At 40.6% G+C, this 14,177-nt stretch carries 14 protein-coding genes; 3 read left to right on the forward strand and 11 right to left on the reverse strand.

Annotated features, from left to right (window positions below):
• Window positions 1–51: 51 nt before the first annotated feature.
• The 5 genes from BK583_RS01040 to BK583_RS01060 are packed head-to-tail and all read right to left on the reverse strand — an operon-like array spanning window position 52 to window position 5,079.
• Entirely contained in the window at window positions 52–1,152 is a 1,101-nt protein-coding gene (locus tag BK583_RS01040) for a glycosyltransferase family 4 protein (RefSeq protein WP_055736131.1), read from the reverse strand.
• Window positions 1,153–1,192: 40 nt separating this feature from the next.
• Window positions 1,193–1,942, reverse strand: a complete 750-nt coding sequence (locus tag BK583_RS01045; protein ID WP_055736132.1) for a glycosyltransferase family 2 protein — start codon at window positions 1,940–1,942, stop codon at window positions 1,193–1,195.
• A complete protein-coding gene (locus BK583_RS01050) occupies window positions 1,939–2,319 on the reverse strand; it encodes a hypothetical protein (RefSeq protein WP_055736133.1) in 381 nt (126 codons plus the stop codon). Before BK583_RS01050 ends, BK583_RS01045 begins: the two co-directional genes overlap by 4 nt.
• Window positions 2,320–2,335: 16 nt before the next feature.
• Complete coding sequence (locus BK583_RS01055) at window positions 2,336–3,694, reverse strand: UDP-glucose dehydrogenase family protein (RefSeq protein ID WP_055736134.1); 1,359 nt, start codon at window positions 3,692–3,694, stop codon at window positions 2,336–2,338.
• Window positions 3,691–5,079 (reverse strand): O-antigen ligase family protein, encoded by a 1,389-nt coding sequence (locus BK583_RS01060; protein ID WP_055736135.1) that lies wholly within the window; start codon window positions 5,077–5,079, stop codon window positions 3,691–3,693. Before BK583_RS01060 ends, BK583_RS01055 begins: the two co-directional genes overlap by 4 nt.
• A gap of 262 nt (window positions 5,080–5,341) precedes the next feature.
• On the opposite strand from BK583_RS01060, the gene BK583_RS01065 reads away from it, so the two are divergent.
• Window positions 5,342–5,680 (forward strand): hypothetical protein, encoded by a 339-nt coding sequence (locus tag BK583_RS01065; RefSeq protein WP_055736136.1) that lies wholly within the window; start codon window positions 5,342–5,344, stop codon window positions 5,678–5,680.
• Between the two features lie 52 nt (window positions 5,681–5,732).
• On the opposite strand, the gene BK583_RS01070 is transcribed toward BK583_RS01065, so the two are convergent.
• The 3 genes from BK583_RS01070 to BK583_RS01080 are packed head-to-tail and all read right to left on the reverse strand — an operon-like array spanning window position 5,733 to window position 9,054.
• A complete protein-coding gene (locus tag BK583_RS01070; RefSeq protein WP_055736137.1) occupies window positions 5,733–6,815 on the reverse strand; it encodes a glycosyltransferase in 1,083 nt (360 codons plus the stop codon).
• Window positions 6,812–7,618, reverse strand: a complete 807-nt coding sequence (locus BK583_RS01075) for a glycosyltransferase family 2 protein (protein WP_055736138.1) — start codon at window positions 7,616–7,618, stop codon at window positions 6,812–6,814. Before BK583_RS01075 ends, BK583_RS01070 begins: the two co-directional genes overlap by 4 nt.
• Window positions 7,612–9,054, reverse strand: a complete 1,443-nt coding sequence (locus tag BK583_RS01080; RefSeq protein ID WP_078439983.1) for an oligosaccharide flippase family protein — start codon at window positions 9,052–9,054, stop codon at window positions 7,612–7,614. Before BK583_RS01080 ends, BK583_RS01075 begins: the two co-directional genes overlap by 7 nt.
• Window positions 9,055–9,334: 280 nt before the next feature.
• Between BK583_RS01080 and BK583_RS01085 the strand changes: the two genes are divergently transcribed.
• Window positions 9,335–10,180: a DegV family protein gene (locus BK583_RS01085; protein WP_038484494.1), complete on the forward strand. Its 846-nt coding sequence runs from the start codon at window positions 9,335–9,337 to the stop codon at window positions 10,178–10,180.
• Between the two features lie 72 nt (window positions 10,181–10,252).
• On the opposite strand, the gene BK583_RS01090 is transcribed toward BK583_RS01085, so the two are convergent.
• From BK583_RS01090 to BK583_RS01100, 3 genes are read right to left on the reverse strand one after another with little or no spacing between them, the layout of a single operon-like run.
• Complete coding sequence (locus BK583_RS01090) at window positions 10,253–10,867, reverse strand: YdcF family protein (protein WP_055736140.1); 615 nt, start codon at window positions 10,865–10,867, stop codon at window positions 10,253–10,255.
• 11 nt (window positions 10,868–10,878) lie between these two features.
• A complete protein-coding gene (locus BK583_RS01095) occupies window positions 10,879–11,433 on the reverse strand; it encodes a cysteine dioxygenase (protein WP_051667695.1) in 555 nt (184 codons plus the stop codon).
• 13 nt (window positions 11,434–11,446) lie between these two features.
• Window positions 11,447–12,343: a DMT family transporter gene (locus BK583_RS01100; protein WP_055736141.1), complete on the reverse strand. Its 897-nt coding sequence runs from the start codon at window positions 12,341–12,343 to the stop codon at window positions 11,447–11,449.
• A gap of 242 nt (window positions 12,344–12,585) precedes the next feature.
• On the opposite strand from BK583_RS01100, the gene BK583_RS01105 reads away from it, so the two are divergent.
• Entirely contained in the window at window positions 12,586–14,166 is a 1,581-nt protein-coding gene (locus BK583_RS01105; RefSeq protein ID WP_055736142.1) for an ATP-binding protein, read from the forward strand.
• Window positions 14,167–14,177: the final 11 nt, after the last annotated feature.

Genomic DNA, 14,177 nt, shown 5'->3' on the forward strand with positions numbered 1-14,177 from the left:
ATCTTTTTCGACCTCGTAAGTGTTCCACCACTTAATGGAGGGTAGACCGCTTCACTTACTTCGCAGGACTATTTTTGGGTTTTTTCGTTTGAATCGACGCTTTATTAAGTTTAATAATGGTTGGCGTTGCGCTCCGATTAAGCCGATGACTTCTGCGAAAAGCTGGATCAACACAGTGACGATCAATAGCAGCAAAAGGGAAAGCCATAAATTAGACATGGACATTAAAAGTGCGGCGCAAGCAAAGAGGATGCTAACCCCATAAATCGTTAAAACGACTTGCCGATGGCCGTATCCTTTTTTTAATAAGCAATGGTGAAGGTGCCCTTTGTCAGGAGAACCGATATTTTGCTTGTTAAGCTTTCTGCGTATAATCGCAAAGAACGTATCCATAATGGGAACACCAAGAATGAGAAGTGGGATGATCAGACTAATCATCGTCACACTTTTAAACAACCCGACAATTGATAGAACAGCAATCATATAGCCGAGAAACAAAGAGCCAGTATCCCCCATAAATAGTTTTGCAGGATGAAAGTTATAGAAAAGAAAACCACTGACGCTACCGATTAAGGGCACGCCGAATGCAAAGACTAAACCATAAGCAGCAGGATTGCCTGTCGCTAAAACAAGCATTGTTGCTAAGGCAATAATGCTTACACCAGCTGCTAGCCCGTCAAGTCCATCAATCAAGTTAATTGAATTCATAATGGCTACGAGCCAAAAAACGGTGAAGCCAGTGCTAAGAATACCAAAGTCTAGCTCTTTGCCAAATGGAATGGAGATAAAGTCAATCGTTAAACCAGAGCTAACAACGATTAGTGCAGTTAGTAATTGCGCTACAAGTTTATACCTTGCTTTTAGAATAAAGCGATCGTCTAGTAAGCCAACGATTAGTAACGGAACAGAGCCAAGTAGAATAAAGAATGTAGTGCGAACATCAGCTTCCAAAAGATCCGTTAAAAAGAGCATGCCAGCAAGTGTACCGATGATGAAAGCAACACCACCGATACGTGGCATGGCAGTACGATGAACTTTTCGTTCGTTTGGTTTATCGACAAAACCGAATCTGTGGGCAAACCGTATCATGAAGGGTGTAACAAAAATAGTGGAAAAAAAGCTAATTAGGGATGCAATAATGAACGAGTCCATGTTGTTCTCCTTACTTTGCTATGTCTAGTGTGATGATTGGTTAAAGTTTTTTTACACCGTTCCACGCGTAGCTGCAAAAGACAAAACAGCATTTAAGAAGTGGCAATGCTTCATAGTTGCGGTATATGTGCCAGTTTTGTTTTGCTGCCTTCCATTTATTACTAGAAATTGATCCGCCAACTTTACGGTAGGCGGCAAGTTCTTCGTTTATGCCATAGGCTATATGACCTTTTTTAAGTATCGATAGCCATAACATAAGATCTTGCCTTGTACGGATAGTCGGCATTTGTAGCTTTCCTAGCGCTTCTTGATTCATCATGACGGTTAAACAACCGATAATGGTGTTTGATAAAAGTTTGTCATACGTTACTTGTGCAGGAGCAGGTACTACCTTTTGTCGCTCACGGCCATTTTCGCGAATGATACGATAGCTTGTAAACGTAAAGAGATAGTTGTTTTCCTCCATAAAGTGTACTTGACGAGCTAATTTTTGTGGTTTCCACAGATCATCTCCATCAAGGAATGCAACATATTTTCCTGTAGCACGTGTTAAGCCTAAATTACGCGCGACAGCCGCGCCGCTATTACTAGACAAGTGAAAAAGGTAAATCCGATTATCTTTAGATTGATAGTGCTCGGCTATCTCGCTACTTTCGTCTTGTGAAGCGTCATTAATGAGTAATAATTCCCAATTTTCGTACGTTTGACTTAGTATGGACTCAATTGTATCTGCTAAATAAAACTCACAGTTATAGACGGGGGTAATAATGGATACGAGTGGTTCCTTCAATCTAACTGCACCTCCGAAACGGATGTAATGTACCAACGATTTGATCTGTTTTCATAATGTACATCGATAGTTGACCACTGTAAGCTGACGGTATGATGGGGCTGTGTTGCAATTACTGGTTCCATTGAATGATCAATGGAGCGAAATAAAAGCAGTTCTTCTTCGGATAACTCACGTGAGAAATGTTGATTAAACTGCGTTATTTCATTTTCGTTGATAACAAATGCAGCTGCACGATGATGGCGAATAATCTCTTCAACTACCTGCTGGTTCATAGGTTCTTCTTTTTCCCGGTAAGGGTCGGCATTGTTGCTATCGAGGAAAAAGAATCCACTTAAAAACAATAAAGCAAGGGCGCTTAATCCAATTTGTCGCATTACATAACTGCCTCCTCTAATGGGTTCCGGTTTGAACCGTAAACGAAGGTGGTCGTGCTTTCTGTTTAGAGGCACGTCCATCAACTTGTGTTCGGCCGATAGAATCATAATAAAACCCTCGTTGTTTCATTTCTTCTGGATTAAATACATTTCGTCCATCGATCACTACAGAATCACGCATGAGCACCTTTAATTCTTCTAAATCGATGGTTTTGAATTCATTCCAATCGGTTAGAATTAAAACGGCATCTGCCTTTCTAACAGCTTCTTGCCACGAAGAAGCAAGAATGACATCTGGTAGCAAGCGCTTCGCCTGCTCTGATGCAATGGGATCATAAGCAATGGCACTACTTTGCTCGTTTAATAGAGTCTGGATAATATCGAGTGCAGGAGCAGCTCTCATATCATCGGTATGTGGTTTAAATGCTAGACCTAAAATAGCAATTCGCTTTCCAGCCAGTGTGTGGTAGCATTTTTTAAGTTTCGTTAAAAGGCGGTAACGTTGTTCATGGTTAACGCGTTCGACAGCAGGAACAATTTGGAGGGAATAATTTGCTTCTTCGGCGATCCGAATAAATGCCTGTGTATCTTTTGGGAAGCAAGACCCACCATAGCCTACCCCGGCTTGTAAAAAAGACGTACCGATCCTGTGATCAAGTCCCATCACTTGTGCAAGTGCTTCTACGTCAGCACCGACGTTTTCACAAACATTAGCTACCTCATTAATGAAGCTAATTTTCGTTGCTAAAAAAGCATTTGCAGCATATTTTGCTGTTTCAGCTGTTTCAATTGTCGTCACAACAATGGTTGGACGGATGGGCTTATGCAAAGCTCGTAAAGCAAGTTCAGCTTGAGCATCCTCTACACCAAAGACAGCACGCTCCATCTCTAAAGTGTCCTTTATGGCATTGCCTTCTCGTAAAAATTCAGGGCAAGATGCAATCGAAAACTGTTGATGACCACTACTGAATGAGACCCATTGCTTTATTTTTTTATTTGTACCAACTGGTACTGTACTTTTCGTTACGATGGTCATCCCTGGTTTAATGTATTGACCAATTTCTAATGCTACCTGCTTGATATATGTTAAGTTGGCGGAACCATCTTTATTGGCAGGTGTCCCTACAGCGATTAATAGGATCGTCGCTTCGTTCATTCCCTCTTCTAAATCGTTAGTAAAAACAAGTTTTTTTGCCTTTGTGCTTTTAGTCATAAGCTCTTTTAAACCAGGCTCATAAATCGGCACAACACCATTTCTTAAGCTGTTAATTTTATTAAGATCGTGGTCAACGCAGACAACGTTGTGACCGAGAGAGCTAAAGCATACACCTGTAACAAGGCCAACATAGCCTGTTCCAATTACACATACATTCATAAAGACGTCACCTTCTCTTTCTGAAAAATGTTCGGTACATGATCTGGCAAAGATCGTTTCTGTTTAGCTAGTTCTATTAAACCAACAACAATCATGACGATGAGCCAAAAACGAGGAGAAGCAAAATCAGCTCGATATAGGCTAGTCACACTTAAGTGAATCCATAAAATCAATGCGACGCTGTAGTAAAGATGGGTGTTACGCTTTTTCAACAAATAAATAGCAATTGCAAGGAAGATCGCTGCAATTAGAAACCCTCCTAATAAGCCGTGTTCAAAGAGAAGATCAACGAATACATTGTTGGACGTCCCACTAACAGCCCCTTGATGACTTAGAAATTTCGTTCGTGCAAGGAAATCGTAACTTCCAGGACCAAAGCCGAAGAGTGTATTTATGAATGAATAGTCAAAGAGCCATATGAATGGAAAGACGAGCATATAAAGCCTGCTATGGTGTGTGACATCAAAGAGACCATCAAGTCGACCAAGAATCGGCATGAATAAAGTCGTAAAGGCTTGTGGCAGTAAAAGATAAAAGGTCGTAATGAGTAAAAACAAACCGCCTATTATGGTCAGAATTATTTTCTTAGGTATGGTTTTTCTAGTTAACAGCAAAAGCATGACTGCAAGTCCGAGAACAACTAGATTCAAATAACCGCTGATTGAAAAAGTGAGTAGTAAAACGAGAATGGATAAGCTTGCAAACAATGCGTATGTTTTTCTAGTCATGATGAGTGTTCCAATAATGAGTCCATCCATTAAGAAAGGAACAAGAAAGCTTGGTTCATCTGTAATAGAAGTTAGCCTGAAATTAAACAGCACATCTTGGTTAACACTATGTACATAAGCCCGTGTTTCAAATAGGGGCATGGGGTAGCCAATGGCAAAATGTAAGAACTGCCAAATACCTCCGAGTGTGAGAAGAAACGTTCCAATTGTATAGCCTTTTAGGAGGGACGCATTTGTTTGTTGGGCATCTCGACGAATATAAGTAAGAACAATTAGTACCAGCACAGTGTATAAAGAAAGATTAATCAGCCTGTTAAGTAAAGAGTGGTGCACGTACGCTGTATATTCAACAGATTGAATGGATATTAAGGCAAAGGCGGCACCAATTAGTGAAGCAATAGCTGGTAACGCAATGGCGCCACATATCAGAAGTCCCAGCCTGTTTAACTCTGTCATGGGAACGGCTTGTCGTTCTGAAACTAACGCGAATAGAAACAGGGCTATGGCTAGAAAGGTAAGCAGAACAGAACTAGGGATTGGTAAGAGATGCTGCACTAGACTCGTTACTGCAACCGGCGCGGAAGCGGCATAGAGCGTCATAGCACTATAAACAGGTAAAGCTCTTCTTTGGGTTAGTGGATAGTTAAGTGAGTGCATCGTCTGAATCCTTTCACGTTTGAACTGTCGTCATCGTAACACGGTAAGAAACGTTATTTATAAAGGCTTCTTAAAGATAAAATGAAGATTCTGAGCCAAGGACATTTACAGATTTAACGAAAATAGACGCATGTGCTGATAAAAGAGGATTCTGGTTCTTGAAATGTCTAAAACCGTCTTTACAATTGAAAATGAGTCTTCTTTATTCCTTTAATGATTCGAGATATAGTAAGGAAAACGGATTGTTGGAGGCTGAGATGTAATGAAAAAGTGGATAGTCGTTCTAGCGTTTCTGTTTCTAGTAGGCTGTGGCGAGCAAACACTAACCGTTCGCTCAACATTAGAGGGGGATAGTTACTTGCGAAACAATCTCCATACATTAACCGAAGAGCAATTTCTATCTTTTGCAAGTGATAATAGTCACTTAGGTACTGACACGTATGATGCGTTGAAGCAAAAGCTACTTGAACATGAACAAACACGTTATCTCTTGGTAGGTGAACGGATTTACCGTTATTCAGTACAGGACGAGCTTCTTTATGTGGCTGATTGGGTAGAGGAAAACAATGTTCATAAGCTTGATGCGGTTGTTTTCCCTTAAAAGTAAAACGGGAAAGGGTGGTGCTTATTAAGCGCCACCCTGTCTCCTTTATTTAAAGCCAAAGTTTTTCATAGTGGTGTGCACACGTATCAACTGAATAAGCATGTGCTTGGCGAATTAAGGATTCTTTAGGGAAAGGGCTTAAGAGCGCACATTCCATAGCCATCGCTAATTCCTCGTAATGACCAACAGGAACAAGATGACCATACATACCATCTTTCAAAATTTCCTTTGGACCGCTTGGACAATCGGTTGAGACAATTTGTGTCCCTGCGGCCATTGCTTCTACTAACACATTCCCAAAACCCTCATACAAAGAAGACAGTACAAATACATCTGCTTGTTTCATATAAGCATACGGATTGTGCTGGTATCCAACGAAGCTGACGACATCCTCCAGTTTGGCTGTCGCTACGAACGTTTCCAAAGCGCCTCTTTCTTCTCCATCACCAACAAGAATGAGTGCAGTCTGAGGATTGCGTTTATGAACAAGATCAAAAGCCTGGAGTAAGGTTTCATAATCTTTCTGTTTATGCAGTCTGCCAACGGTTAGGAAAACATGTTTAGATGAATCTAAAAAAAAGGGATGAGCAACAGGCTGATTCATCTTGTCGCTTAACCCTTTTGTGATAACAGGGTTGTATATCGTATGTACAATTGGTAAGCGAGCAATGGCTTGAATATCGGAAGATACCCCACGGGAAACGCCTACAACGTGATCGGCATACCGATAGGTTCGATACACCCATTTTTTCGTCCGATTTGCAGATGGATCACGCTTCGCTTGCTCACTTAGGTGAACACGGCTAGATACAATCAATGTTCCTTGTGAGCGGCTTATTTTTTTGGCAAGAATTACGAGCACATTCAGATAATCTTTTGCTGAAAAAATAATGTCTGGTTTTCTCTTACGGAAATAGTAAATCAGTCCGGGCAATGCCGCTCTTGCTTTCACTTTTGATAAGGGAATGACACCAACTCCTTTTGGAACAGCGTCTTGATATTCCCCAGTTGGATGAATGACCACAAGATCAACCTTGTAACCTCGTTTCATATAGTTTTCGGCAAGGTGTAGCGTCATCCGTTCAACACCACCAGCATCGAATGAATAGAGTATAAAGGCTATGGTTTTCATTTTGTCCCCCTTGCTCGCTGCTTGTTAAAGGAAAGCAAAGCTTTTATCGCTTTTGTATAACTGTATATTGGTTGCTCGATAGAACTTGCTTTTTTAATAAATAACGCAGTGAGGAAGAGTAGTCCAATGGGTGTGTTATACATAGCTTTAAATAAAGGACCTTTGCTAATGAGTTGTTTTTCTGATAGCCTCGATTGTTTTGTAGGTTTCTGATGAAAAACAATAGTTTCAGGATAGTAAGCAAGCCGCTTCTTCAAGCTTGTAAATTGCTGTAAAAATAAATTCTCCTCACCACTTGGGTATGTGCTCCCGAGACCAAACGACTCATGAAACCGTAAAGAAGTAAGTGCTTTTGTTTTAAAAAAAAGTTCAATCGAGGATTTTCGAAACAACATTCTTCCTTTGACAGTAGAAGATGGTCTGGGTGGATAATGCTTGTAAGTCTTATTTACTTCTGGGTCGAAAATCTGAAAGCAACAACCGTCCTCACCGTTTTTCAAGCGATTATGTACGGTGGCGACTGCATGTGTCGGATACCAACAATCGTCATCAGAAAACGTAACAAGATCTCCGTTTACATAAGGAAGAGCGGCATTTCGTGCTTTCGATAATCCTTTTTCCTCTAATCGAATATGTGTATAAGGAATTGAAATAGGTTTTAACCATTCACTCACTGCTTCATGGTGACTTTGTGAGACGACAACCAGTTCAAGTGCAGGCATCGTTTGCGTTTCAAGACTAGTCAGAAGTCGGTGAAATTCTTGTTTACGTTCTCCTAAGGTAGGGATAATGATCGTTAACATATACGTTTCTTCCTCTCGCTTCGATTTTCAATGAACGCTTTTAATTGGTGGTAGTGAAGGGCGACATAAACAAGGCTATAGGAAAAAATGCCAATAAACACGCGAGTAAGAAACATTACTAAGCCACTTTCGTCATAAAAAGGTAGTATACTAACGATCATGGTAGCACTTGCTAACAAAACCTTTACAAATTCTTTAAACGGAAAAAAGTACGGAATTCGCTGAATAACAAGTAATAGCCAGCTAACGGTAATAGCAATAGCGTAGGCAAGAACTGTTGCTATGGCAGCACCTTCAAGTCCATACGGTGGAATCAAGATTATTGTCAAGGCAACATTGACGACAGCCGCAAAAATAACCGGTATGATTTGGAGCTTTGTTTGTTTTGTAAGGTGAAAGACTGTATCGATTGCGTACAGCTTAATGCCTTTTAGAAAAGCACCAATTGCTATGTAAGGCATAAGGGTACGTGCTGTTTCTTGAAAAGCATGGCCTAAAAAAAAGCTTGTGATAAAGTCTTTTGTCATAACAAATCCGATGGTGGCTGGCAGTCCGACTGCTAACAGCATCTCCGTATTGCGTTTTATTTGCTGGTGTGCAGCTCGTTCACCTTTCTGCTCAAAAGCACGTATAGCGAGAGGAAAAGCTGCTAAGTTAATAATGAGCATACATGTGAATATGGTTTGCTCTGTTAAATCATAGGCAATGGCATAGCTGCCAGTAGCCTCCATTCCCAACATAGCTGTAATAATAAATCGGTCCGATTGATGAATTACAATACCTAAGAGTAGCGTAATGGTTAGTGGCAAGCCATAGCTTGCAAACTGTTTCACTAAAGAGATATTACATGCAGACGGTGTCATGTTTAATCCGAAACGCCTAATAGACATTGGAAAGACAGAGAGCAGCAGGCCGATGATAAATCCGATAACAAGTCCTGTTCCGCCGAAATCAAAATAAATAAGAATGGTTGCGCTTAACAATCCAATGACGGATCGAGCAAAGGCCACTTTGCCATAGCCAAGAGGATTTAACTCTGATCGTAGTAAAGAAAGATGTAGTTGATACCACGATTGACTCCAAGCTAAAAGCAAAACAGTAAAAACGACGGCAAGAGTGGCTCCTGCTGCGATGAGCGTTATAACTAGTCCAAATAGTGCACTAATGAGCATCAGTGAAAGAAACGCTAGTTTTATCGTCATAAAGTAAGAGCTGCCTAATTCTTGTTGTTTTTGAATGCGTAAAACGCTAACCTTTAACCATTCAAACAATACAGCATTTACAATGGCTGCACTCGCAAAGATGAATGCATAGTAACCGTATTCTTCGGGTGTAAGTAAACGTGAATAAATAGCAATTCCTACAAAGCCCACAATTGCAGGTATACCGTGAGATAACAAATAAGCAAAAGCATGTTTCGGTAACAAGCTGTTCATCCCTCTTTTCCTTGCTCTTCAAGAAAGAAGTGTAGCAGACAAAATGAGTTTTGAAAAAAAGCGTTCCTTTACAATTGATAAAGGAACGTTACAAACTTTACAATGTATTCATAGATGAAGATGGTTCTAAAACAACACGAAACCGATTACGTTCATACTTTTTTCTATAGTCGTATAATTGCGCTTTTTAAGAGAGCGTTTACACTCAGGTGCACGTGTGTCATACTACAATCAACGTATGTTATGCGTTCACAAAATGCCTTATTAAAGGGAGATTTTAATGACAAAAATCAAAATTGTGACGGATTCCACTTGCGATATAGATGCATCAATCTTACAAGAGTTAGGGGTAACCGTTGTCCCGTTATCAATAAACATTAATGGTAAAAGTTATTTAGATGGAGTCGATTTAACGAAGAAAGAGTTTGCGCACATGCTTGTGACAAGCGATGACCTTCCGAAAAGCTCTCAGCCACCAGTTGGCGAGTTCGTCCGCGTGTATGAGGAACTTTTAAGTGAGCCTGAAACGCACGTTTTATCCATCCATATGACGAGTGCGATGAGCGGAACTGTTGCATCTGCACAAATGGCGGCAGATGAGTTTGGTGGGAAAGTGACTGTTGTCGATTCTCGTTTCATTTCAATTGCGTTGTCTTTTCAAGTGACACGAGCTGCTGAGCTAGCGAACAAAGGGAAAAACCTTGAGGCTATTCTAAGTGAGCTTGAGGATATTCGCTCGAAGACTTCTTTATATATTGTTGTCGATACGCTAGACTATTTGGCTAAAGGCGGTCGAATTGGAAAAGGGAAGGCGCTACTTGGTTCATTATTAAAGATAAAGCCGATCGCTTCTTTACAAGATGGTTCTTATACGCCTGTAGCAACGAAGCGCTCTCAGAAACAGGTGCTTGAATTTCTGACAGACACTTTTACAAAAGAAACAGAAGCGAAGGAGATTAAACATGTCGGTGTAGCCCATATTGAAGCCGAAACGTTTAGTGAGCAAGTGTTGGATCGCTTAAGAAAAGTCCGACAGCATTTCTCATCGTCCATACTGGAAACTTCTCCAATCATTAGCACCCACACAGGGCCTGGAGCCATTGCCCTTATGTATTACACAAACTAACACGTAATCGTATGAATAGTCCCTCCAAAGTAGGCACTTTGAAAAAGTGGAAACAGTGGAGGGCTTTTTGGCTTACCCATCGCCAATGAAAATGTCTTCATCAACAATGGCCCCTATTTTTGCGTAGCGTACAAGCTTCTGCACTTCTGCTTCGACTCTTTTTCGACTGTGAGGTGAAAGGAACCAATTCCCTTCTTTTGTGCTCCGATCATCTACAGACGCAAATGAGTAGGTGATCCAGTTCGGCATATACGTACGCATCGTCAACCAAACTCTTAACATATGAATACTAGAGGTAACGATGATGATGTGTTTTACGTGGTGCAAGTAGTAAGCACGATCGAGAACGAGGAGAGAAGCAAGAACATTTTCTTTTGTGTGTAGCGACTCTTTTTCGATTAAGATCGCTTCTTGCGGAATGCCGCTTTGAAGTGCTCGTTCTTGCATCATCACGGCTTCTGGTTTCTTCGAGGCATCCCAAGATACACCTCCTGAAAACAATAATTTATTAGCCCGTCCTTCCTGATAGAGTTGAATTGCTTTCGGGACTTTATAGTCGACAGCCTTACTACTGCCTGGAACGAAAATGCAATCTCCCTGTTGTCCATCGTCAGAAGTAGAATGATAGAGGAGTTTGGTGATTTGCTTGTCTGTGAGCTCGGCTGTATTCAATTGAGAGAGATACATCGAATTCCTCCTTATTCCGGTGCTTCATTTAATTGAATAACTTTGAGGCGCTGCTTTTGATCTTCCGGCCACCAGGCGCCACAATCATCTGATACAACACAGGCGGCACACTTTTTTAAATCATATACTTTCATCCCTGAAATAGGTGGGGCGTATAAGTGGAGAGTTAACAACCCTTTGTTTCCTTCCATTCGATGCACACTTTTTTTAGGAGCAAAAAAGGTTTTCCCTTGTTTATAATATTTTTCAACAAATAGCTCTGGTAGTTCATTCGATTGCACTTTGAAGAGTTGATTGGATACATTCCCAGCGATTACTTGAATCCAACCATACGAGTTGCCATGATCATGAGGAGCGCAATCAAGGCCAGACCAATTCATAAGTAATAGTTCAACGTGTTTAGATTGGAAGAGCAGTTTGCGATAGTAAGGCTTTTCACTGCTTGATTGGATGTAAGGAGCTAACTCATCATAGGTTGCGTTCAGCTTTAGCAATGCTTGACGTAATCCTTCAATACTTGGTTTAGTGAGAGGACGCAAACAATTGCTTATATGGTGTTCGAACATAATGATCTCCTTTCTATTCCCTGTTTTTCGCCTGAGTTAAACCGTGGTTTGACAATAAGACTCCTCCTATAATTATGACTCCTCCTACAATGCTTAGAAGTAGAACTTTTTCGTTTAAAAAATAAACAGCTGCGAGAAACGTTACTAATGGTTCGATATAAAGAAAACTAGATACGGTTGATGCTTGTAGTTGAGTTAATGCTTTTGCCCAAAGAAAGTAGGCAACAGCTGATACAAACACGCCTAGAAAAAGTAAGTGAGTCCACCCGGTTATTGATAGCGATGTTAATTCCTCTATACTTCTAGTAACGTGTACGATTGGTAGAGAAAGACATGTACCGATTAAGCACATATAAAACGTTATGGACACAGGCGGTAATGGTATACGAAGTCCTTTTAAAAGTAAGGAATAAACGGCCCAATTGATTGTGCTGAGAAACATAAGGATGTACCCTGGTTGGAAAGCAGATAGGTGAGTAGGGTTCGTAATGAGAAGTACACCTACTAGAGCAAGTAGCATGCCAATTCCTTTTTTAAGAGTAAACCGTTCATGAAGAAAAAAACATGCTAAAACACATGTAAAGATTGGTACGAGGGAAATCATCCAGCCCGCCTCAGAGGCTTGAATCGTTAACAACGACGTTGATTGTAACCATTGATGGATAAATACACCAAGTGTCCCAAGAATAAAGAGGTGAGGAAGATAGTGTAATGACAGTTTAAGAGGGTAGCGAAATACGATAAGAAATAGAAATAGGAACAAAGAACCGATTGCAAAACGGCTGACTAAGATCGTACTAGGCGTAAGTTCTGCTAACAGTGCTTTTGTATTTACAAACGATATTCCCCAAAAAGCGACGGCTAAAAAAGCAAACAAAGCCGCGGTTAAAACAGAACTAGACCAGCGCATGAATTCCTATCTCCTTCAAAAAGCAAAGTAAAACTCTTTTAGAATTGTATGCAAAAGAAAAAGAGACATGTCCAAGCTATAAAAAAAGCTCCCAACAATTGTTGGGAGCTAAGGGGATAGGGGAATACGCTACTCATTCTTACCGTTTGAATGAAATCTATACATTTTTAAAGAAAAAATTTAAACTACGTATAAGATGCGTGGAATGATACTGATAAAATGGCTAGAGGTGGAGTACGGAAATGAAAAAAGAACCACTAACGCTTAGAACCCAAACGATGTTATTAAGTGCTAGCATTGTCTTAGTAGCTTTGCTATTATTCGGATTATTTAGCGCTTTTCAGCAAGCATCATTAACAAGAGAACAGCTAGCCGATAAAGTACGAATTAGTGCAAGTCATTTGCAGGATCATCCAGTGGTTGTATCTGCCTTGGAAGCTGGTCAGACGACGGATGAGCTCATACAACTTGTTGAAGCAATTCGAGAAGAAAATGAGTTCTTATATATCGTGGTAATGGATACAGATCAAAAACGTTACACCCACCCGGTTAAGGGTCGTATCGGAGAAATGTTTGTAGGTGGGGACGCGGATCTAGTGTTTGAAGGAGAATCCTATATTTCTGAAGCAGTTGGCTCGTTAGGCCCCTCCGTTCGAGCTTTTGAACCTGTTTATAGTCAAGCAGGCGTACTAATCGGTGCTGTTTCAGTTGGAATCTCTACAGATGCAATTAATGAGGCTGAAACCCAGGCCATTCTTACATCATTAGCTGGCGCAATCGGAAGCTTACTTATCGGGATGATCGGTGCTTACTTTCTTTCAAACCGAATTAAAAAACAGCTGCACGGTCTTGAACCACAACAGATTGCAAGACTTGTTAATGAACGTGAAGCCATTTTAGAAGCTGCTGGTGAGGGTGTTATAGCTATTAATGAAGAAGGGAAGATTATTGCCATAAATGGTGCAGCGATAACCTTTTTAAAAGCAACCAGCCATGGAGATTCTGTTGAAGGAAAAAAAGTTCACGAGGTGTGGCCAGAGCTCAAACTGGAGGAGGTAATGAATCAGCGTGAAGCAAGCTACGATGTCGTCTATCAACGAAGTGATTTAGAAGCTGTTGTGACGAAGGTGCCGATCTTTTATCAAGATCTTTGTATTGGAGCACTTGCCACATTCCGAGAAAAGAATCAGTTAGATGACATTATGAAACGTTTAAGTGGAGTAGAGACCTATGCCAAAAGCTTAAGAAGCGAAACCCACGAGTTCATGAACAAGCTACACATTATTAGTGCAATGGTTGAAACCGAATCATATAGTGAACTACAAGATTATATTGAGAATCTTTCTTTACGCTATCAGCAAAAGAAGAATAGTCAGTTACCGGATGAAATAGGCAAGTTAGTGTCTGACAAAAGTTTAGCGCAATTTTTAGCACGTAAAACAAGTGTGTTAGAAGAGCAAAGTATTAACGTTCTGTTCCAATCTGGTACACCTTGGCCAAAGTTATCGTCAGAACTTATTGATGCATGGATTACGATCATTGGAAACACGATGGATAATGCAGCGGAAGCAAGCCTCAATCAAAGAGAAACGTATATTATTGTCACCATTAAGCAAGTAGGTGGTGTCCTTCGTTATGTAATTGAAGATAACGGCAAAGGATTTTCGCCTAATCAGGAAAGACAATCGACAAAAAGCGGGGATCATGGTTACGGGTTAGAGAATGTGAGAAAAGAAGTCTCTCGTTTTCATGGAACGATTGACCTTTTATCAAGAGAAGGTAAAGGCACCATTATTACAATCCATATTCCACTAGGAACATGAAGGGAGCTAGA

Source organism: Shouchella oshimensis (assembly GCF_002019765.1).
Classification (GTDB): domain Bacteria; phylum Bacillota; class Bacilli; order Bacillales; family Bacillaceae_D; genus Shouchella; species Shouchella oshimensis.